Source organism: Tolypothrix sp. FACHB-123, assembly GCF_014697075.1.
Classification (GTDB): Bacteria; Cyanobacteriota; Cyanobacteriia; order Cyanobacteriales; family Nostocaceae; genus Aulosira.
The window spans coordinates 1-20510 of the sequence record NZ_JACJRE010000074.1 but is presented as its reverse complement, the minus strand read 5'-3'; the positions used below and the strand labels follow the sequence as shown (position 1 = coordinate 20510).

The window sequence follows — 20510 nt, the reverse complement described above, 5'->3', positions numbered from 1 at the left end:
ACTGATTTTGAAGTAGAAACTGACTTTTTACAGAAGGTAAAATATTTATGTTTGATGATCTTTTGAAGGCTATGGGTTCTGTTAGTGCAGCTGGAGGCTCTATTTATGGATATTCTGAAGAATATAAAAAATTTCTTTCTTCAGGTTACAAATGCTTTAAATGTAATAAGACTTTATTAAATAGGCTAGGTTTTATTAATGCTAAATTCTACTCTAAAGATGGGACTGAAATCGCTCTAGCTACTGTAGGATTTCGCCGCGATGTAGTATTAGAATGTCCTGATTGTAATCATCGCTGGAATATGTATGGTAAGTCTAATCCTATCAGACCTAATAAATTAGAAGTTGTGAGTATTATAGAAACACATAGATCTGAGGAGATTTTGGGTATAGACCAAAGAATAATTGATAACTCCAAAAGTACAAGCAAAACAACGCGAAAATTCACAGTTAGTAAAGAATGGTCAAAAAGTTATTCTATACAATACGAAAACACACAAGTTAATGGTACAGAATTGAATTTAGGAGTAAAATTACCAGAAATTGAAATTGCTAATATAAAATTAACCTCTCAAGAAACGCTTAAGTCTCAATATTCTATTTCTGAAGGAAAAAAAGAAACCTATACAGAAGAAGTTCAGGTTGAAGTATCAGGGTATAAAAAGCTAAAAGTGTTTTTTACCTGGAAACGTATTTGGCAACATGGAGTTATCAAATTCCGTCATCAAGATAATACGGAGTTTGATGTCCCATTTCAAGTAGCTGTAGAAGTAACATTTGACCAATCCCAAATTGATGAATGAAATCTAAGCTCGACTTTATCCAATTTTCAGTCGCGGAATTCGGTTTTACAAAGCTTACAAAGTCACCAAGAGCAAACACAACGACTTTGCAATAAAGCTGGGCAGCCGAAGCTCTCAAATACCTTGATATCTGTAGGCTTTGACAATACTAGGTAAGAAATTAACTACTAGATTTTCTTAGTTTGGTTTTTGAACGACCAGAGGTGAACAATGGTTTACAAGTTAAATTAGAGGAATAACCCGTAAGTAAGTTTTACGAGCCAAAAATTTTAATACAGCACACTGTTTAACCCACGATTCTTTACCAAGTGCAGTAGCTTAAGAGATGCTCCACTAGGCCGCTTTTGTCCTATTTCCCATTTTTGAACTGTTGAAGGACTTATATTCAAAATACGTGCGAAAACAGCTTGACTTACTTGAGATGATTCCCGTATTTCTTTAATTTGTAATGGTTCTAGAGGCTCAATAGGAGGTAGACATAGGTGTTCAAATTCGCGCAATGTAGTTTGATTCATTAGCCCAGCTTTGTGTAGGTCTGACGCTGTTTCATGAACTGCTTCAAGAATCGCTGATTTTTTCTGACGCATTACAAATCACCTCTATTAACGCATTACTATTTTTCGCCTGCTCAAGCTCTTCTGGTGTATAAGCAAGTAATTGCTTGGATAACATTTTCAGAGCTTCTTCTTCATCTTTGTCAATGTTACTGCGTTCGTTTTTTGAAAAGCCAAAAATAAAAAACCAACGATCTTCATTATTAGTAGCTATTAGTGTCCGAAATCCACCACTCTTACCTTTCCCTGGTTTTGCTATGCGTTTTTTAAACAGTCCACCTCCCAGGTCAGCATCATAAAGCCCTGCTGCCATTTCGTTTACAGCGTTACAGAGACTAAGATTGTTTAAGCCTTCCTTTCGCGCCCAACGGTCAAAAGTACGGTTTTTGTAAATTTTCATTTTCTAGTCTCTTTGGTTAAAGTATAGCACCTAGTCATATACTTTAGGCGAAAAATAGCTTCGGCACAGCTGAGGAATAATAATTGCTCTTTCTCAATCTCGCCAAAACTCGCCAATCACTGATAGGATTTTGGCGAGGTTCTTAATTTGGCGAGATTTATGAACAAGCAGGAAGCAGCAGATTATTTAGGTGTCAGCGTTCGCGCCCTTGAGCGTTACGTCCAGCAAGGGCGAATTAGTGTTAAGTACGAGAAGGGTAAAACTCGCCCAACTGCCAACTTTGACCCAACTGAACTAGAAGCTTTTAAAGCAGAACTAGATCAACCAACTATAAAACCTGCCTTTGAATCTCGCCAAATAACGACAGAGCAACAGCCAGGCACAGGCAAACTTACACATAACTCTGGCGAGATTGCGAGATTTGACGAGGTTTCGGGATTTGGCGAGATTGGCGTAATTGAAAAGCTATCTGGAATCATTGAAACATTACTAGGTAAGGCTGACACTCAGCCATCAGTACCAATAGCTGATAAGTTACTGCTGACCATCGCTGAGGCACAGGCGTTAACTGGATTATCTAGAGAATTTCTCAGGGATGCGATTACATCAGGTGAGTTGAAAGCTAAAGTCATTGGTAAAAGCTGGCGAGTTAAGCGTGCTGACCTGGAAGAGTATGTTGAGAAGCTGTTTTGAATCTCGCTCCTCTGCGACCTCCCAACAGCCAGACACAGGTAAACTCACTTCTGACTCTGGCGAGATTGCGGGATTTGGCGAGATTGGTGTAGCTGTTTTCAATTCCGCCAAACTACGACAGTGTAAAACTCGCCTTCTTCATATAGCAGGTATAACCCTTTGAAACGGTGGCGACATTTGACGAGATTCAATACTAATATTCGGTTAGGCGATCAGCTTCGCTGGTGCTGAAAGCAATCGCCTCCAGGCGCAGCAAGAAGCACTGTGTCATGGCGGCTTGTGTAACAAATAATTACAAATGTAGGATGATTTACTAAGTATGTCCTAGCTATATCTGACTTTTTTAGGGTTAAAAGATATCAGCATCAAATATAGATTTTCATCAATGGTTTTGTTGATTTGTTAGTAATTTACTGATGATTTTGCTGACAAGTAAGAAAAAAGTAAGAAATTAATCTAATAGCTCTGTTAAAAGCTTTGCTAGATAAGGCTTTGAGATAGGTACGACTGAGCAAGGCTGTTGCTCAACATTGGCTTTTTCAGAAAATGCGATCGCTTTTTTAGGCGCGATCGCTAAAATGGATATGCATTTTATGGCACTTTTAGGATGCCCTAAAATCGGCTTGAAATCACTGGGTAATAGGGGTAGTGTGTAGCTGCAACCACGGGCAAGATGAATGAAGCCATTCGAGTTTTCGCTACCAATTACACGTTATGGCTCATACGAGGAATGCGATCGCTAACTAAAGCTCAAAACTATTGATTTACCCTTGTTATCCCTATTTCTCACTCCACGCAAAGTGTTTCTTCAGAGAGGGTTATCCCTGTAGTTTTGATGTTCTCTGAATGTATCCCTGCTGAACACCACAAACGGATGAGTTGTTAGTTTCTAGCGTGGTAAAACTTACTAGAGAGAGCGGAAATCCTGTAATCTTGACCTTGTAGCGAAATAATGGCGCAAAAACTTGGCAAGAAAAAGTTTAAAACCAGAGGCAACATCTTTTGAAGTACTTGATTGTGTTCAAAAAAAATGCCCTTCGTGCAGTCAAGCAATGTGGAATGAATACAATAATCCTCGACATATAAGAACGTTAAATGGGGTAGTAGAACTACAGCTAAAAATTCGTCGATGTCAAAATAAGTCATGTATGCGGTATAAAAAAGCATATCGACCAGAGCTTGAAGGGTCACTCGCTCTACCACAAAACGAATTTGGTTTACCTCTTCATACTCTTATTTTGGCAATGGTATTGTAACAATAAAATCGATATTTGTGGTTTTAATTTGGCACCGCAGCACAAGTTAATAATCCTTGCACCTGAGTAGGAGATGGCCCTGCAACTAACTCAATTTTGCCATCAGTACGGCGATGCCAAGAAGTTGCTTGAACAAGAACCTCTGGCCATTTGGGAATTTGGGCTTGCACTGCCTGGGCTTGGTGGAATGCAGAGAGATCGCGCATGTCAACCCAAGAGCGATCGCTCCTCATTTCTTGTGTCGGATTTTGCGGTATCCCACCCCTTCCCGTTGCCACAAAACTACTACTATTCGCATGAGAACAACCTGTAGCTATTTGCTGAGATGGATCAGTTACATTTGTAGGCAGTGTTAGTAACCCAGAATTGGGATCAACGCCAATATTATTGATTTGCACCGTACCGTTGACATTAAACTCAGAACTGGCTGTGATGTCATTTGTTTGATCTGTACTGGGAGTGAGGGTATTACGGAATTCTAAACCAATAATCCCTTGGGTAGCAATGTCAATATTGCCGCCACGCCCTTGCACGGCATTGGCCACAATATCACTATTACCTAACCCGACAATGACATCCGATCCGATGTTGATATTGCCACCATTCACGTTGCTACCGGAATTCGTTGTAATACTTGAGCCCGATCTGAGGATTAAGGCATCACTGGAAATTGTGATATTGCCCTCTCCACCCAAATTTGTATTGGCTTGCAGGGTGCCTTGGTTTTTGAGCAAGATTTGTTTGGCATCAATATTGATATTGCCTGCATCACCTAAGCCTGTGCTGCTCACCGAAACTCGCCCGGAGTTGTCTACGGTTAAGCTATCTACCTTCATGTTTATCGATCCTGCGGCAACTTGTCCGTTAGAGGTTGCTGTGATTTCACTGCGTAGATTGGGGCTAAAGCTGCCTGAAATCTTCACATCCCGAGCCTGGATTTCTAACTTACCAGCATTCCCGGTAGCCTGCACAGCATCAATAGAGGTAGAAATTTGGGCACCACCGATGATCGAAAGCCGATCGGTGTTAATCCGAATATTTCCACCCCGTCCCTTGGCATCACTAAAGACAGAGGCATCTAGCGTACTTGGGGAGATTACTCCGGTTGACGCAATGCCGACCCCTGATACCTCAATTGAATCTCGGACATTGATCTCGAGATTTCCAGCCCCAGCAGTACTGGTCGCATTTTCGCCTTGAACAGAACTGCCAAAACTAGACCGCGAAGAGACGGAGATGCTCCCACCATTGAGGACGCGTAACCGTCCAGCATTCACCACCACATCGCCACCTTGGCCTGAAGCACCATTGGTCATCCAACCCGAAATGCCACTTGCAAAGTTCGCTAGTTTACTAACTCCAACAATGTCAATGGTGTCCGCTTGAAGCACCGCTTTACCGCCTGTGCCGGAGGCCCCTGTGCCCCGTGCGCCAAGCACTACCTGTCCCCCATCTAGCATCTGAATATTCGGGGCAGTTATGACAACTGTGCCTGCATTCCCCTGACCTTGGGTTGTATTTGAGATTAAACTACCACAAATTTGAACGGTGCAACCTGAGCCTGGAAAGGCAAATAGACCCTGAAGAACAATGGACTGACTGCCCTGAATCTTAATATCATCGCGCGCATTTTGAGTGCTTCCCGGCAGATTACGAGCCATCAGTCTGCCACCCTCTTGGATGAGAATATTGCGCCCTATGACATAAATACCGCCTGCTCCATTCCCATTCACATCAATCATCGATCTCTGCACGGTGATGTCATTAAATCCTGTCACCTGTCCGTAATCAAAAGACCATCGATTGCCGCTAGAGTTGAGGCCGACATAACTGTTTCCGGCAACACTCCCCAATTCAATATGTCCTTCGGTGGCCCGTAGGTTACCCTGATCGAGCAAGATTTCTCCGCCGAGGAATGCAAGGCTTTTTTGATCAGGAACTCGTAGTCCGATCGGATAACCTTGATAGCCAGCAGACCCTTGGGCATGGTTGACGATCGCTCCCGGATTTTGCCCCATTTGGAAGCCGATCGGCACACTCATCGTCAGCAATGGCTTTGCTGTTGGATTGACTGCACTAAATTCAGTCCCATCAGCAAACTTAATACTATTCGCTGTCGTCCCCACAAACGACCCGCCAATATCTAACTTGGCATTTGGTCCAAATACAATCCCGTTGGGATTCATCAAAAACAAACTCACTGGGTTACTACTATTCAGCGTGCGAATCAACCCATCAATATTGGAAACATTTCCACCTGTAACCCGACTAAATATAGTTGTAATATTTGGTGTGTTTGTTAAATCAAAAGTGGCTGAACTACCAGTAGGGATAGAAAAATTACTAAAGCTGTGAAATAAATTATTACCTTTTCCTATACCATTGAGAATATTAAAATCATTGCTGTTAAGGTTAACAGTAGTGTTAGTAGTACCATCAGATGTAACTTGTGCTATGGCAGGTAATACAAACCCCACAGTCAATAACGTAGTGGTGAAGGTTGCGAGATAAGCGTAGAAGCTTCGCAGCTTCTCGTTAGACATCGCTTTCATAGTAACAATACTCTCCTAAATTCATTATTGTGAGTATTCCCGCTATATCCGTATAAGTAACATTAATTTCCCAGCCATCATTAATTAGGGCTTGAACAACGGTATCATGATACAAATCCTTAGCAGGCATATTCAGGTGGCAATGATTATTTCCCTTGATGATTAATGCCCCTAAATCTAACTCATGAAAACGGCAAATTTATTGCCTATTAGATGGATGGCATGGCTGTACTTATTTACCATATTTTAATAATCGAGTGGCAGCATAACAGTAATTTTAGTACCTATCGCTATTCCGCTCTCTATCATAATCTTACCTTGATGTAAATCAACACCTTTTTTTACAATTGATAATCCTAACCCTAATCCTATATCAGATAAACTACTTATATTACTTACCCCCTGAAAAAAATTAAAGAATTGCGCTTTTTCTGTCACTCGAATGCCAATACCTTCATATTGAATCTGAAAGATTACTATGCTATTTTCCTGAAATAAGTTAAGATAAATATTTGTTTCTTTCAGAGAATATTTAATAGCATTTGAAAGTAAATTATACAGAATTTGTTCTAGAATTGTTAAGTCTAAATTAGCCAGGATTAATTGCTGCTGATTATTGAAATGAATATTGTGATTATCGTTACTCAGACGAAATTTTTCCAATAGCTGAATACAAAATTCCACAACTTCAACTATTTCAGGTGAAAATTTTAATCTCTGTTCTTCATATTCTTCTAAAAATAAAATATCATCTAATATTTGTAACATATTGTGAACTGTAGCTTCAATTCGTAGTAAATGTTTATTTTTATTTTCATCACTTAATTGATTAGTATATTGTTTGAGAATTTCTGTGGAAGATAAGATAATAGTTAAAGGAGTTCTAAATTCGTGAGAAACTATGGTAATGAGACGGGATATAATATCCACAAATTCATGTTCTTTATCTAACATTGTTTGAATCCTCAGATTGTTTCAGTTCATTCACATCTTCAACAGTAATTTTATTTACTATTGAAGATGTGAATTTTAGCTCTACCGCTCCCCTGGTGCCGAAAACCAGATTTAACTGGCTATAACTAAGAAACAGTAAGCTTTTTGGCTCTTCCGTAAGTGTTATGCTGAACTTGAAACGATAAATCGGTATTTGTATTTAATAGTAGGGTTTTGGGGCAGTTTTAAGATTAATTTTGTTCCAAAGACTAAAAATTTAAGTTCAAAAGCTATTTTTCTTGCCCATTAAGGAATTTGAGCTATTTTATAAGCGTTGTTAGCATAACAAGTAATGAAGAACCAGCTTTTTTATGTAATGCGATCTGGCTGCCTGACAGAACTCTCTAAATGCTTGCTAAATAAGGATTTGGTACTTGCGCTTAGTCTGGTCATTTGGACTAGGTTTATTGATTGAAAGCCTTATTATGCCGTATCAAGCTTATCAAGCTTGGAACGTAAAACCAATGCTTTGATGAAATGTGTCAGGCAGTCAGTAATGCGATTTTTGCAGTTCCATCTGTCGTGATTAGATTGGTATTAAACAACCTTGCCTGCGATAATGCTGAATTAATACCAAATTGTAGTAAAACATATTGCCCGGAATTCAATTAGATTGCTTCCTGGTACATAGCACTCAGTAGACTCGAAAATATCACTGCTTGACTAGCAACAGCTAGTAATTGCGATACCATATCTACAAAGGTAATTGAATTTTAAAAACTATGGCTACCGAAGAACCAAAAAATAGTTACCTATGGGAAAAGCTAGACCAAGCCCGGAAAGCAAAAGCTGCTAGCGGTGGTTATGCAGGCTATGGATCACCTGCTTTTGGACAACAATCTGTCAATGGCGAACTAGTAGATAATCCAGACGAACAACAGATTATTGAATTCATTCGTCGCCATCACAAATCAGGGAAATCACTGCCACAAATTGCAACTTGGCTAAATCAGCAAGGATATAAAACAAAGCGTGGAAATCAGTGGCAACCTGTTTCAGTTAAGAGGGTTTTAGATAGGCTTTATGGTAAAACGCAAAGAATATCAGGTATGGACGAAGACTGAATATAAAGATTGGCTGTAAATAGAGCAAAATGTATCTTTTTTTCCTTTTCAATCCACCTGACAATTTGGGCTACCGATCCCCTTATGGCGAAAAACAGATTTAACTAGCGATAACCAAGAAACAGTAAGATTTTGGCTCTTGCGCTCCTTTTATGGTAATTGAGGATTTATCATAACAAAACCCTTACGGGGCAAGGATTATAAAGAATCATGCTCTTGTTTTAAATGAAATACCCACAGGATAAGGCTTTCAATGATTTTGACCTCGGTTTTCCATAAAAATAACCGAAGAACCAAGATTTTTAGCTTTTTAGTTCTAACTTTTTGAATTTTTATTCATATTTACCTATTTTGCATTCAAACCGTTGCATTAAGAGCTTTTGATGATTTATTATTTTACATCCCTCGAATTATATCTTACTATGTTTATATTGCAATATAATTTTATTTGCAAAAATTAATAATAAATTCATGTCTATATGCTACTTAGACACTGTCAACTATGCAAATAGATCCCCAACTCATTGGTTTTCCCGACTTAGAAGATGCGATAGATCGGAATCCTTTGGTGGTTACACCAGATGCTTTGCTAATTGATGTTGTCAATTTAATGCATCAGACACGAGGTAAGAGTTGCTTTATACCTGATTTTGATGCAAAAATTGCTTCCAGTTTCATGACATCTATACGCTCAGGTTGTGTTTTAATCATGCAAGGAACAGAATTACTGGGCATTTTTACAGAGCGAGATATTGTCAGACTTGTGGCGATGGGTAAAGATTTTGCTAACGTGAAAATAGTTGATGTCATGACATCTCCAGTGATTACGCTGTCGGAAACTCTATTTGAGGATATTTTTGCCACACTTTTTTTATTTCGACGGTATCGGATTCGGCACTTGGTGATAGTTAATAAACACAAACAAGTAGCGGGAATTGCCTCTCCAGGAAGCATAAGGCAAGTTTTACGTCCCACCAATTTGTTGAAAGTGCGGTGTGTATCAGAAGTTATGACAACTCAGGTTATTCATGCACCAACAACAACTTCTGTACTCACCTTGGCGCAGATGATGGTGAAACATCAAGTTAGTTGCATAGTTATTACTAAAAATAATTTCTGGCATAATATTGAGTACTCCTTCAAGCCTGTGGGAATTGTTACAGAAAACGATATTATGCAATTTCAGGCTTTGCAACTAAATTTGGCTCAAATTGAAGCAAAAGAAGTGATGAGTACACCATTATTTTTGCTCAGTCCAGAAGATTCCCTATGGTCTGCTCATCAAGAAATGCAAAAGCACCGAGTACAAAGATTAGTGGTATCTTGGAATTGGGGATTACAGTTAGGTATCGTGACTCAAACTAGCTTGTTACGAATATTTGACCCACTAGAAATGTATAGAGTCATAGAAAGTTTGCAGTTAACTTTAGCTCAAATAGAAGTAGAGAGAGTGGGAGATGTCAGTAAACAAACTCACTCCACAGAACCACCTCGACAAACATATTCAAAGGAGATAAAGAGACAACATATAGTTTACAAAGATAATTTAGAATGGTTGCTTTCTAGTCTTGAAAACAGGATAGAACATTTGAGAAATAACCCTGATTTATCGACAGAATTAAGACAAATATACTTAAGTTCAGCAAAAAGTGAGATTCAAGCAATTCGCAATTTTAGTATAGATATAATCGGTTCTACCGATCCCTTGATGGATAATAAAGGCTAATTAGGGGTACAACCGGGATACGGATACCGTTGGCGAAATATTGCTTAACATAAAAACGGCGGCTCTACCGTGTATTACTTGGAAAAGATAGATACCCCCTTTCCGTGTAATACACGGAAAGAAAAAAATTAAGTTAGCTGCCTCAATTATCAATAAACTAGAAGAAATACCTAGTGTGGTAAAACTTACTAGAGAAGACGACTCTCTAAATTAGCCAAGTAACCCTTGGGGTCTCTGCGAAATCGATATTGTTCAATTCTTGCTTTGTGGTGTTTTTGCAATTGAGAGCGTAATTCGAGCCAAGTATGAATATCAACTTGTGCTAAATCAGATGCGGTAAAAGAATGAAGTTTAGTAGCGATTGCACAGGCAAGTTTGACAGAGCCACGAATAACGAGGGATGATGGGGTGAAATGAGCAGGCGAACAGAAACTTACGCTAAGGAATTGATTAGCCGTTTTGAACCCAAGCGATCGCCTTTTATAAACCTGTACCAATTGATCTGTCTGAAATTTAAAAGCCTCAAATCCTTGCTGTGCCGTACAAAAAAGCTGTACTAAATAACCTATAGGTTAATTGGTACTTTAAGAATTGCCAAAAATATCGATTGACAGAATGCTTACACAGGAAGGGTTACAGCCTTAGCGTAAGTTTCTGCATGGATGCTGATGCTGTTGGCGAAAGTGTTACAAACTCACAAACAAATGTGTTAGGGGTTAAGCCGAGATATGTGTAATTTTAAGCAAGATGGTCTGGAAACTCCTACTATATATATGTTTCAGCAATTTTTAAGTGAAATTGACACAAGGGTACAAATCTTGGGTATCTATCGCTACAAAAACCGGAGTATCTATTAACTTTATTTACAGGTTTTACAACTTAGACAATAAGCATCTTTCGCGGTGAATTGCCTGAAACTCCTACAGGACAAGGGTTATATTCATTTCAAGCACACAGTTTTTATAATTCTCTGTGGTAGACAAAAAGCAATTATTGACCCTTACACTGCAAGTATGTTCTCTCAAAATACTACATAAGCCTCAAAAACGCTCAAACTTATATATAGCAGGGCTTTTCAGACCATCTTGCAGCTTTTTACACGTATCTCGGCTTCACGTCAGTTTTATCCCATAAGGCTTCGCCTACCTTTTCGCCCGTTTTTTCCAAAGCTTTAGTCGCAATCACAGTCCCAACAGCGATCGCACCAGCAGTTAATGGCTCCATCTACTACCTCTTCAGCGTGGCATCATATTTTACTATTACCACATGGTTTCTGTGCTAAATTACGCAATTAATGAAGAAAATCTTGATTTAGCTTATTGTTAAGGCTCATAATTCATGCAGGATTACACCAAAGGGCTAATTCGTGTAATCCAAGCCTCAAAGTCTTCTCGATCCATTCATACAAGAGCGCGATCGCTGACCACTACCGCTATCTACTCTCAATTGTTTTATTTCGTATTATTGTACGCTCGTGTCTCTTAGCTACGCTAGATTAGCGATGAAAAATGAAGCTGGGTTTTCATCATTAATTTTGGGGATAGGAGCATAAGTCAGGATAGGAAAGCATCTAATTGAAGATTGTTGCGCTGTTTCTCTGACTAAGTTAGCAATCCAGCTACCCACATGATTTCCGAGAGCGAACTTGAGTTGATGCTCACATTCTGCGGTTTCGACAAAGAAAAAGGTACTTAGATCTGACTGTTCGTAATCATGGTAGATAAACAGCACACCAGGTTGCTTTTCAATACAGTTTTTTGCCTGCTCTATGATCTCTTTACTCCTGAGCATTGGGTTTAAGTAGTATCGTCTGCCATAAGCTTGGTATTGAGGGCAAAATCCCATTACTTCGTCTAGCAGAATTTCTGAGTTGCATTCTATTAACTCTGGATCTATACCTTTAAAATCGCACTTAGTGATAATTAAGTCATGAGATTCTAGCGACTCAAATGTAAGAGGCAGCTTCACCAGAGTAATGCTTTCGGTTAAAGTCTTACGGTAGTTAGGGTCTAGTTTTTTTCTCCGCTTTGCTTTTCCCATCACCTATGCCTCTTTCTTCACCTAAAATTAGAGCGAAAAATACAAGTAAACTGCCTCCAATTTCATGGATAGTAACTGACTTTCTATGGAAGCAATGTACCTCTTTGATTCTGGCATATTTTATTTTATATCTTGGGTAAGATTTGGTTTATCAGGCAATTAATTTCCTGCTCAATCCCCAGAAAAACGGACAAATAATTCCTAAAATTCTGAGAATAAATAGGTCGTAACTAACTGTTTAAACTCGAATTACCACAATCCAAGCAACTCTTAACTTCTAGGCGGCGCAGCGGAGTGTCTGCCGCTGCCTGCTACCATCTGGGTAGCTCAACGAGTTTCTTTGTGGCAGTGGCAGACACCGCCTAGAAGAGCGAAGCGGTTAAGAGTTGCGCCCCGAGGGGGGGGGGAGAAACAGTTTAAAATTTTAGAAATTTAGAGTTATTGTTCCATTGTTATTTTTTCATAATTATATTAGTTAAAGAGTTTTCCTTGCAGGAATAACCTTTTATTTGGGTTTCTTTTGTGGTGTCGTTTATTTTTTATTCTCTCCCCCAGCCTTCTCAGCCTCCCCAGCTTTCTTCACCGGGATAATCCTCTATTTCGAGTGATTGACTCCTGTCGTTCTTGCTCTATATATTCAAGCAATACCTGCTTAGCTTTTTCCCAAGTCTCAATATCTGACTGCCTAACTTCAGCTATATTCACTAGGGAATACTCCAGATCACCTTGCTGGTTACGATTGACGTTGACACGAAAAACCTCACCACGTTCATCATGAGTAAACACTAATTCTCTACCCTGTTTTGACAGAGTAGAGTGTTTAAATCTCAGGCTATCTTTACCAGTGCCTTTGAGTAAGTGATTGATTAACTCAACACCAACAGGAACGGCTATAGCTAATAATTCCTGCCTTAACTGCTGTTGTTGTGGTCGTTGTGCTTCAAGCTCTCGTTGCTGTTTGATGAACTGAGATTCAGCAATCAATACCAATGCTCTTGCTTCTTCTTGACTCCAGAAGGCAGGGCTGGCTTTTAGGATTTCTTCCACTTCTGGGGCAGTTTTTCCATCTTGTAGCGCTCTAACAGCAACTCTTTTATCTCGGTCTGTAACTAATTCATTTTCTAGTTTTACACTGTAATATCTGTATAGCTCTAATGATTGCGTCTGAGTTATTGGAGTTTTAGTTTCAGCTATAGCTGAAGATATTTTGGCGTTTATTTGGGTATTATCTGTAGCTTTAGGAGATAATGACTGTTCTATTAGTTGCTGATTATTTTTAGTACTGGGGGCTGATTCTAACCAAGTATTGAGGCGTTTAATTTCAGCATTGTCCCGTTCTGGCTTATAGTTTACGCCTAATTCTGTCTGAAGTTTGGTAAATGAGCATTTGTATTTATTGAGATTACCTCCCTGTTTCCAGAGCAGTCTAGGGGAGCCATCCTCATTAACAGAACCAACATCAATACCAAATTTAATGCCTCTGACTGCCCCGTGACTGTAATAGCTAACAATGGCTTGGACTTGATGTTCTGACCATAATCGCTCAATAAATTCTGGCATTGTAGGTTTATTAACTGCGACTTGTTCAATCGCTCTTCGCATTATTTCTTCGCCTGGAAGTCCATCACGCTCTACTCGTTCTAGTTGATTGCGAGTCATGGCTTTACGTTTACTTTCCCAACTACTTTGCACGGGTGTTAGGTTAAATTCTCGCTCTAGGAGTCGAGCTGAATGTTCTGAGTAGGCGTAATTGTTCCAGGTGCGGATTGATTTACCGTCTAGGTTATTAACTCTGGATGCAACGATATGGGTGTGGTCATGTTTTTTGTCTGAGTGTCGAGCTATGAAGAAGTCATAAGCGGGTAGCTCGGTTTCGATAAATTCATCAACTAGCTGGTTTAGCTTGGTGTCAGATATTCTTTTATCTGGTTGTTTAACTTGGGCTTCTTCACCTTTAAGACGGGATAGGACAATGACGTTAGCGAAGTGGCGTTGGGAGAGATTCGCTAATTCGTCATCGTTTAGGCTTCTGTCAGTTTTTGGGACTGACAGCATTAGATGGTAGCAGGGGTCTTTTAATTGAGGGTTAAGGTGGGCTGATAAGGTGAACTGTTCAACTAGTTTATCGGTGGTAGAGCCGTACATATTACCGCCAATAATCTGGGCTTGCTCTTTCTCTAGTACGTATTTGGTAGTACCGCGAAATGATTTATTAGCTTGAACTTTGGTAATCATTTCGCTACTCCTCGTCTGAGATGGGTTGAGATAAGCTGGCGTGAGTTTGTTCTAATAGGGCAGCTAATTCTTTAATAGTTTGCAGATATTCTTGCACATCGCTGGTTAGGGGTTGGCTACCAATTTTTACGGCTTCGTTGATGGCTCTGGTTTGCTGGTTGAGGTTATTACCAATTTTCTTTAGTTCGTAGATGGCTTGTCGGTTAACTTCGGGAATAGTCAGCTTGGCTTGTGGCAGGACGTAATCAAATAACCTCGCTCTTATATAGTCACTTTGCACCACTCCGCTACAGCGTTGTTCAAGCCTGGATTTTTCGGCATAGCTGACTCTAAAGGTGATGGTTATTTCTCGCTTTTCTTCAGGTTGTACTGAATGATTATTTAGTGCATCTGCTAGTTGATCACTTAATGCTATGCGGGGGTCTGATTGTGTCATAAACAATTTATTTAATGAAGTAGGAAATAGGAAGTCGGAGGTCGGAAGTGACAAATTTCTTTTGTCAAATAAATGAGTTAAAATCCCCTTTGATTAACCATACTTCCGACTTCTAACTTCCGACTTCCTACTTCGTTTCATGGGGGTTTGGGGGAGACCCCCAACAAGCAAACACGCCTCTTTTGCGAAGCAAAAGGAGCGCCGCAGGCGCGTTAAGGCGTATTGCTTGCCTCTCCCACAGCGCGGGGCATAGGGGGAACGTGAACCGGGGGCTACACGCGGAATTGGGGGAGTACGTGACTTTGGGGCACTGCGGGTAAAGTGAATGCAATAGCCCGGTGTAACCGGGGTCATGGTCTGTTATACAATCCGGTGAGTGGTGGGGTTCCGCTCTTATTTGATGACCTGTTACTGCTTTTTTACACTAGTCTACTGTACTTACCGAATAACCTCTTTTTGTTTCTCTGAGTCACATGAGGACAAGAATCTTAAAGTTTTTTGTGCCTTAGTTTTTTTACAATGGGATAATTTGTTACTACCAAAACTAGGGTGTAGGGTGTCGGGGGTGGGGTATAGGGTATAGAGAAAAGAGCAGAGAATCATCTTTTTGTACACCCTGTTTCGTTACCTACTTGCTTCAATTACCAAAAATTCATTGAAAGGAATTCCCCTATACCCTACACTCAATACCCCACACCCTCATTAACCTAACTATGCCCCGTAAACCTAAAACTGTTCCTTTATCCAAAGTAGAAGAGATCCAGGCTAGTCTTAAACAAAAAGCGGCTACTCCTAAAACCATTAGCCTCCAGGAGTTGGTCAAAAGTTTAGCTAAACCTATTCAGGATATGTTGGATGCTGGCTACTCTTATGAGGACGTTGCTCTTGTATTCCAGGGACATGGGGTGGAACTAGCACCCAGTGGGATTAAGAGTTTTCACAAGAGAGCTTTGACAACGGATGCTAATACATCTAGTGATAATTCTCTTGTTACAGGAGAGGAATTAAACTCTTCTTCATCTGAGCAATCAACCTCAAAAGAGATTTCTCATAGTGATGAGTCATCTAGTGATGGGTCGTCTAGTTCATTACCGGATACAAATAAACAATCTTCTAATTCCACAACTAAAACTACTAAGCGAAAGAAAGCGGCTGCTAAGGAGCCAGAGGATAAATCAGAATTAACTAGCCAATCAAACAGTTTAGCTTTTGTGCCAAAAATTTACAGTGATGATGAAATATAAACGGCTCACTATTTCAGACAATAAGTAGGTGTAATTAATGATTAACAGAGAAGAGGCACTAGAAAAGACAAAAACAATTTTTAACACCGCATCTGATTATTTTGACGCTCCGGCTTTATCTTTCTGGAATCGTTTTGGTCAAAAAACTATTGAGCATCTCTCACTGCGTCAGGGTGATTTAGTTTTAGATGTTTGTTGTGGAACTGGTGCTTCTGCGATTAAGGCAGCAGTACGTGTAGGCTCTAATGGTCGAGTTTTAGGGATAGATATTGCCTCATCTTTGCTAGAACTGGCGCGTCAGAAATCACAACTTCAAGGTCTAGAAAATATTGAATTTCGATACGGTGATTTTGAAAATTTAGGTTTGAAATCCGAAAGTTTTGATGCGGTTGTTTGTGTTTTCGGGATTTTCTTTGTTCCTGATATGGTGGGAGCAGTAAAAGAACTTTGGCGTATGGTTCGCCCTGGCGGAAAACTAGCGATTACCTCTTGGGGAAAGAAGGTTTTTGAACCAGGTAATCAAATATTCTGGGATGCGATTAAGACTGAACGCCCGGATTTATATCGAAGTTTTACACCGTGGGATAGGATTGCAGAACCGGTTTCACTGCAAGCACTACTAGAAGCAGGTGGTGCGACACAGGTTGAGGTTTTTGCAGAACTAGGCACTCATGAACTGGCTTCTCCTGAAGATTGGTGGATAATGGTTTTGGGTGGAGGATTCAGAGGTACAATCGACCAACTTGAACCTACGGCAAGAGAACGTGTTAAACAAGCAAATTTAGAATATTTGCGGACTAATAACGTTCATACACTCTTAGTAGAAGTCTTGTATGCCATAGCGCACAAATTATAGTAACCAGGGATTGAGCCAAATCAAAGACGACAATAAACAGCACTGCAATTAAATCTTGAGTGCAAATATTAATTCAACAATTTATTTAGTTTATTTCACATTCCATCCACTGGTATAAGTTCCGGGATGGGTCGGAAAACGACAGTATTATTGGTTAAGTTATGACATCTAGCTCTATTGTCCAGTGTCAAGCTAATAACCTGAAATTGGTCGGGATTTTCTGTCACCGTCACAATACACCCAATTAGTTTATCTGCAATAGATTCGGGTCGTTGTAGATTTGGATCTCCCACCTGATTTTTAGTATTAAAAGGTATACCAGATCCAGAAGATTCAGAAGATTCAGTCAGCTTTTCGCGTCGTGTGGCGCGTCGATGTAAAGTAGACATCAGGCTATGCCAAACCTCAGTATCCAGTCGGTAGACCTTAATTTTTTGCCTCTCAAAGCCTGGCTCAAACCTCGACCAACGAAATGCCATTTTGATGCCTAACTGGGAGAGCAGCTGATGTACAACCTGCGTATCACTCATTTTGTCGCTGATGGTACGGTTGAGATACAGGTTAATTTCTGGAGCGTATTGTCGGATTTTATCGGCGTAGGGTTTAAGGTCAGCTTTTGTCCATTCTTTATTGGTGTCTAAAAAATCGTTTAACCCTAACGCTTCTCGAATCTGTCGCCGCAGGGCTGTACCGGAAATATCCCAGGGGCAAACACCTTGATTCCAAGAAGCTTGTTTTTCTAATGATTTGGCTGTTCTATCGAGTGATAATTCCGGGTTTAGTTGCGCTTCTAAGTTGAGCAGTTCTCCGCGTCGTTGACCGCTTTTATCCCAAAGTACATCTTCTATTGTGAGATGGTCTAGACAGTAAAAATCTTTGAGATAGAATTTGGTTACTGCTAGTGCATCTTCTGGGGAAACAGCTTCAAGCGATTCTAAAAGTGCCACTTCTGCATAAGTTAAATCGGCGGCGGCTACTATATTTTGAGCCTCCAGCAATTGAATTTCTTCTTTGGCTGACTTTAATAATACGTTGACTGCCAACTGGGATTGTTGGTAATGAATTTTGATATGATGTCCTTCGTGTTTGAGGCGAATTAGTAGTGCATCAGCAAGATTCATCATGGAATAATTCTGCTCGGCACTAATGCGGGCATAGAGATTAACATGGGGGTTATCTTGCCAGTTAAACTTGGCAATTTCTCCAACAATATCAGGTCTGAGGTTGGAACGAATTAAGCTAACGGTGGCATCGGTTCTTTGTTGTAATTGGTTTTTAATTTCGAGATAATTGCTGGAGTGAGAAACTTTACAGTAGTTTGTACCGCGTTTGGCACACCAAACTACACGGTCTACTGTGTCACGGACACGAATTAAAGATTGGGACATATCCGCGTCGGTGGATGATGCACCTGTGAAAATTCCATAGACTCTGGTAATGAAATCTTTGAGTTCAATGCTGACTCCTGTGGCCATTGTGGGAGTGCAAATAATTACGTCATATAATCCTTGGGCAATGACAGCATCGGGTGTTTTCATAAACCGTTTTTCAACGGTATTGCCGCTGGTTTCGGAGTTAATTAACAGGATTCTAATTCCTGGAATGGCTTTAAGTAGCAGTCGCGCTGTGGTCTTGCTGGTGGCTTTGCTATCGGTGGTGACATACAGTGTTTTACCTGGTTGTAGTTGACGGGCATCAGCAATTAAATTGTTAATAATTGCTGATTTATCTTTGGCTTGAATAAAGGTGACATTGTAGGGTTCGGGTTGGTAGTCGTTACGAATTAAGAAAATGGGGGTGTCATCTCCCCGCAGTTCTTTAATGTAGTGTAGGGTCTGGTTGTTTAAATCAGCGTCAGCGGCAATTATCCTTCTGGAGACTCTAATTAATTCGCCAAATCTGGCAAGTAATGCGGGGCGTTTGCCGTTGCGGTCGCAGGTGCTAGAGGTGAGTAAGTGACGAACTACTTGGACAATTTCATCAATGATTAAGTCACAGCCTGCAAATTTTTTGGGGTCGATGGCTAAGAGCGAATCAACACAAAAACCCACTCTTAGGGTGTAAGCTGAACCTTTAATAAAATTGCCGTTGAATTTATCTAGGTCGCCACGGTAATCTAAGTTAGCTCTGGCGCATAAATTTTGGACTAGGGAAATTCTGTGGCTGGCGGCTAAGACTTTCTGAGAAGCAGCTGTGGTTTTGGCGATAAATTTAGTTTTACCTGTGCCTTTGCTGGAGTCGATGCCAATAATTCCGATTTGGGGTAAGTCTTGGATTTCTAGGGTGGATAAGTCAGCTGTGGTCAGTTGTAATGAGGGTGAGTAAGTTAAGCGATTTTCTAAGCGTTGCCACAGTTGCCAATGGGCTAGCGGTAGGGCTTGGTTTAAGGCTGTCTCCCAGGCTGTATTCCCGGAGTTGACGATTAAATCATCTACGCCTTTACACAGCCCTTTTTGACCGTTCCAGATGGCGATATCTGTCTTGCTGCCAGATGCAATCAGTAAGCGGCTAAAGCGGTATATGGCAGCGTTAACTCGTTTTTGGGTGGCTGTGTCTGTGTCCTGGTCAAAGGCTAGGTTAATATGTCTACCTTTTACAGCAAATCGGGCTATGTCTGGTATTAGGTAAGGCTTGATGGGGTTGCCAAGTTTATCTTTGCTGCGGTAGCCGCCGTTAATTCCGTAAAGGGCAATGGCGACGTATCCTTGGGATAACAGGCATAGGGATTTTTTACCACCTTCTGTAATGATGATCGGGATTTCTGGGTGGAGTTCTAGCCAGTCCCAGAAACTTTCGCCAGCTGGTGGGACTTCTACGCTGTAGCGTTGGGCAATTAAGCGTCTGGTTTCTCGGTTAATGGTGGGGAGATAGGCGCGTGAGCCGTTGCCAATTGGGGTTTCGTATTTTTGAAATTTGTCTTTTTTCGGGTCAGTCCTGGGTTGACTTAGTTTGGCTTGCCAGGGGGTGCCGTCTTCGTTAATAAATATTGCGGCGTGAAGTGTGGGTTTGGCTTGATGTCCAAATCGGGTATATTTCCAGTTCAGTGCATCATGTATGGGGGTGGCGACCTCCCCGCCGGCATTGATTTCTAAGTCGCTGATGATGCGGATGTTTTCTGTGTAGAGACCAGGGGCGATCGCGCTCTTGGTAATGAATTCTCTCTCAATTCGGCTGGTAAACTCGCCTAAGCTCTCTACTGGCAGTAGGTTTTGAGCAGATGGTAAAACACTTGATAGGTTTTTCAATTTCTTTCTCCAAGCTGGGGTGACGTTGCCCTCGCCCAGAAAAGACAGAATTTCAACTTTTATCTACGGAACAGTTGGCGTAACTTGTGCTGTAGATGGTTAAGAATCAAGTAGTTTTGCCCTTTGTTTTCATGCCTATTTTTTCATCTCAATCTATTGGAAATAAAGTGATAGACACTTATAATCAAATAAAGGCTCCACTTGATTCAACTCTTGTGGGGGTTTTACACTCTGTCTTTCCTAGCGGGGTGTGCGTGTGGTAGGTGTTGCAAGCACCGAATCCACAAAATACGAGCAAAATCAAATGAAAAATTTGAGTCAAAGTCTGTGAGTTCCTACCTCGCAGACTTTTTGGCATTTATTAGCTCAAATTTCAGGGATTAAAGACCATAAATAGAAGTTTCATGACGTAA

Annotated in this window: 17 protein-coding genes; 7 read left to right on the top strand and 10 right to left on the bottom strand. The window is 40.5% G+C overall.

Annotated features, from left to right (window positions below):
- The first annotated feature begins 47 nt into the window (after positions 1–47).
- Positions 48–803, top strand: a complete 756-nt coding sequence (locus H6G41_RS29780) for a hypothetical protein (RefSeq protein ID WP_190751386.1) — start codon at positions 48–50, stop codon at positions 801–803.
- Between the two features lie 269 nt (positions 804–1072).
- Here H6G41_RS29780 and H6G41_RS29775 read toward each other — a convergent pair whose 3' ends face one another.
- Both H6G41_RS29775 and H6G41_RS29770 read right to left on the bottom strand, forming a co-directional pair.
- Positions 1073–1390, bottom strand: coding sequence for a DNA-binding transcriptional regulator (locus H6G41_RS29775; RefSeq protein WP_190751385.1), 318 nt, complete (start codon positions 1388–1390; stop codon positions 1073–1075).
- Entirely contained in the window at positions 1362–1757 is a 396-nt protein-coding gene (locus tag H6G41_RS29770; RefSeq protein WP_190751383.1) for a type II toxin-antitoxin system RelE/ParE family toxin, read from the bottom strand. The genes H6G41_RS29775 and H6G41_RS29770 overlap by 29 nt, the downstream gene beginning before the upstream one ends.
- A 159-nt stretch (positions 1758–1916) precedes the next feature.
- On the opposite strand from H6G41_RS29770, the gene H6G41_RS29765 reads away from it, so the two are divergent.
- Together H6G41_RS29765 and H6G41_RS35920 are read left to right on the top strand one after the other, a co-directional pair.
- Positions 1917–2450: a helix-turn-helix domain-containing protein gene (locus H6G41_RS29765; RefSeq protein WP_190751381.1), complete on the top strand. Its 534-nt coding sequence runs from the start codon at positions 1917–1919 to the stop codon at positions 2448–2450.
- Positions 2451–2980: 530 nt separating this feature from the next.
- The gene (locus H6G41_RS35920; protein ID WP_277878214.1) at positions 2981–3106 is read left to right on the top strand and encodes a hypothetical protein; all 126 of its coding nucleotides are present in this window, start codon (positions 2981–2983) and stop codon (positions 3104–3106) included.
- Between the two features lie 623 nt (positions 3107–3729).
- On the opposite strand, the gene H6G41_RS29760 is transcribed toward H6G41_RS35920, so the two are convergent.
- The 3 genes from H6G41_RS29760 to H6G41_RS29750 form a co-directional block, all read right to left on the bottom strand.
- The gene (locus H6G41_RS29760) at positions 3730–6258 is read right to left on the bottom strand and encodes an S-layer family protein (RefSeq protein WP_190751379.1); all 2529 of its coding nucleotides are present in this window, start codon (positions 6256–6258) and stop codon (positions 3730–3732) included.
- Complete coding sequence (locus H6G41_RS36275; RefSeq protein WP_190751377.1) at positions 6242–6388, bottom strand: element excision factor XisH family protein; 147 nt, start codon at positions 6386–6388, stop codon at positions 6242–6244. The genes H6G41_RS29760 and H6G41_RS36275 overlap by 17 nt, the downstream gene beginning before the upstream one ends.
- A 116-nt stretch (positions 6389–6504) precedes the next feature.
- Positions 6505–7212, bottom strand: a complete 708-nt coding sequence (locus H6G41_RS29750) for a sensor histidine kinase KdpD (protein WP_190751375.1) — start codon at positions 7210–7212, stop codon at positions 6505–6507.
- A 761-nt stretch (positions 7213–7973) separates the two neighbouring features.
- Here H6G41_RS29750 and H6G41_RS29745 point away from each other — a divergent pair.
- Both H6G41_RS29745 and H6G41_RS29740 read left to right on the top strand, forming a co-directional pair.
- Positions 7974–8315, top strand: coding sequence for a recombinase family protein (locus H6G41_RS29745; protein ID WP_190751372.1), 342 nt, complete (start codon positions 7974–7976; stop codon positions 8313–8315).
- 502 nt (positions 8316–8817) lie between these two features.
- A complete protein-coding gene (locus H6G41_RS29740; RefSeq protein ID WP_190751370.1) occupies positions 8818–10041 on the top strand; it encodes a CBS domain-containing protein in 1224 nt (407 codons plus the stop codon).
- A 1095-nt stretch (positions 10042–11136) separates the two neighbouring features.
- Here the strand turns inward: H6G41_RS29740 and H6G41_RS35915 are convergent.
- The 4 genes from H6G41_RS35915 to mobC all read right to left on the bottom strand — a co-directional run bounded on the left by H6G41_RS35915 (position 11137) and on the right by mobC (position 14752).
- Complete coding sequence (locus tag H6G41_RS35915) at positions 11137–11265, bottom strand: hypothetical protein (RefSeq protein ID WP_277878215.1); 129 nt, start codon at positions 11263–11265, stop codon at positions 11137–11139.
- Positions 11266–11526: 261 nt separating this feature from the next.
- Positions 11527–12081: a hypothetical protein gene (locus H6G41_RS29735; protein ID WP_190751368.1), complete on the bottom strand. Its 555-nt coding sequence runs from the start codon at positions 12079–12081 to the stop codon at positions 11527–11529.
- A 579-nt stretch (positions 12082–12660) separates the two neighbouring features.
- Positions 12661–14316, bottom strand: a complete 1656-nt coding sequence (locus tag H6G41_RS29730) for a relaxase/mobilization nuclease domain-containing protein (protein ID WP_190751366.1) — start codon at positions 14314–14316, stop codon at positions 12661–12663.
- A gap of 4 nt (positions 14317–14320) precedes the next feature.
- Positions 14321–14752 carry a plasmid mobilization relaxosome protein MobC gene (gene mobC, locus H6G41_RS29725; protein WP_190751364.1) on the bottom strand — a complete coding sequence of 144 codons (432 nt, stop codon included), beginning with the start codon at positions 14750–14752 and terminating at the stop codon, positions 14321–14323.
- Positions 14753–15465: 713 nt separating this feature from the next.
- On the opposite strand from mobC, the gene H6G41_RS29720 reads away from it, so the two are divergent.
- Complete coding sequence (locus H6G41_RS29720) at positions 15466–15996, top strand: hypothetical protein (protein ID WP_190751362.1); 531 nt, start codon at positions 15466–15468, stop codon at positions 15994–15996.
- A gap of 37 nt (positions 15997–16033) precedes the next feature.
- Positions 16034–16852: a class I SAM-dependent methyltransferase gene (locus H6G41_RS29715; RefSeq protein ID WP_190751360.1), complete on the top strand. Its 819-nt coding sequence runs from the start codon at positions 16034–16036 to the stop codon at positions 16850–16852.
- Between the two features lie 95 nt (positions 16853–16947).
- On the opposite strand, the gene H6G41_RS29710 is transcribed toward H6G41_RS29715, so the two are convergent.
- On the bottom strand, positions 16948–20097 hold the full coding sequence (locus tag H6G41_RS29710; RefSeq protein WP_190751358.1) for a plasmid replication protein, CyRepA1 family: 3150 nt from the start codon (positions 20095–20097) through the stop codon (positions 16948–16950).
- Positions 20098–20510 lie beyond the last annotated feature (413 nt).

What these genes read in the sequence shown, in the direction of transcription:
- H6G41_RS29715 (WP_190751360.1), top strand. Translation starts at nt 16,034, where the DNA reads ATGATTAACAGAGAAGAGGCACTAGAAAAGACAAAAACAATTTTTAAC.
- H6G41_RS36275 (WP_190751377.1), bottom strand. Translation starts at nt 6,388, where the DNA reads ATGCCTGCTAAGGATTTGTATCATGATACCGTTGTTCAAGCCCTAATT.
- H6G41_RS29735 (WP_190751368.1), bottom strand. Translation starts at nt 12,081, where the DNA reads ATGGGAAAAGCAAAGCGGAGAAAAAAACTAGACCCTAACTACCGTAAG.
- H6G41_RS35915 (WP_277878215.1), bottom strand. Translation starts at nt 11,265, where the DNA reads ATGGAGCCATTAACTGCTGGTGCGATCGCTGTTGGGACTGTGATTGCG.
- H6G41_RS29770 (WP_190751383.1), bottom strand. Translation starts at nt 1,757, where the DNA reads ATGAAAATTTACAAAAACCGTACTTTTGACCGTTGGGCGCGAAAGGAA.
- H6G41_RS29780 (WP_190751386.1), top strand. Translation starts at nt 48, where the DNA reads ATGTTTGATGATCTTTTGAAGGCTATGGGTTCTGTTAGTGCAGCTGGA.
- mobC (WP_190751364.1), bottom strand. Translation starts at nt 14,752, where the DNA reads ATGACACAATCAGACCCCCGCATAGCATTAAGTGATCAACTAGCAGAT.
- H6G41_RS29760 (WP_190751379.1), bottom strand. Translation starts at nt 6,258, where the DNA reads ATGAAAGCGATGTCTAACGAGAAGCTGCGAAGCTTCTACGCTTATCTC.
- H6G41_RS29720 (WP_190751362.1), top strand. Translation starts at nt 15,466, where the DNA reads ATGCCCCGTAAACCTAAAACTGTTCCTTTATCCAAAGTAGAAGAGATC.
- H6G41_RS29765 (WP_190751381.1), top strand. Translation starts at nt 1,917, where the DNA reads ATGAACAAGCAGGAAGCAGCAGATTATTTAGGTGTCAGCGTTCGCGCC.
- H6G41_RS29775 (WP_190751385.1), bottom strand. Translation starts at nt 1,390, where the DNA reads ATGCGTCAGAAAAAATCAGCGATTCTTGAAGCAGTTCATGAAACAGCG.
- H6G41_RS29730 (WP_190751366.1), bottom strand. Translation starts at nt 14,316, where the DNA reads ATGATTACCAAAGTTCAAGCTAATAAATCATTTCGCGGTACTACCAAA.
- H6G41_RS29750 (WP_190751375.1), bottom strand. Translation starts at nt 7,212, where the DNA reads ATGTTAGATAAAGAACATGAATTTGTGGATATTATATCCCGTCTCATT.
- H6G41_RS29740 (WP_190751370.1), top strand. Translation starts at nt 8,818, where the DNA reads ATGCAAATAGATCCCCAACTCATTGGTTTTCCCGACTTAGAAGATGCG.
- H6G41_RS29745 (WP_190751372.1), top strand. Translation starts at nt 7,974, where the DNA reads ATGGCTACCGAAGAACCAAAAAATAGTTACCTATGGGAAAAGCTAGAC.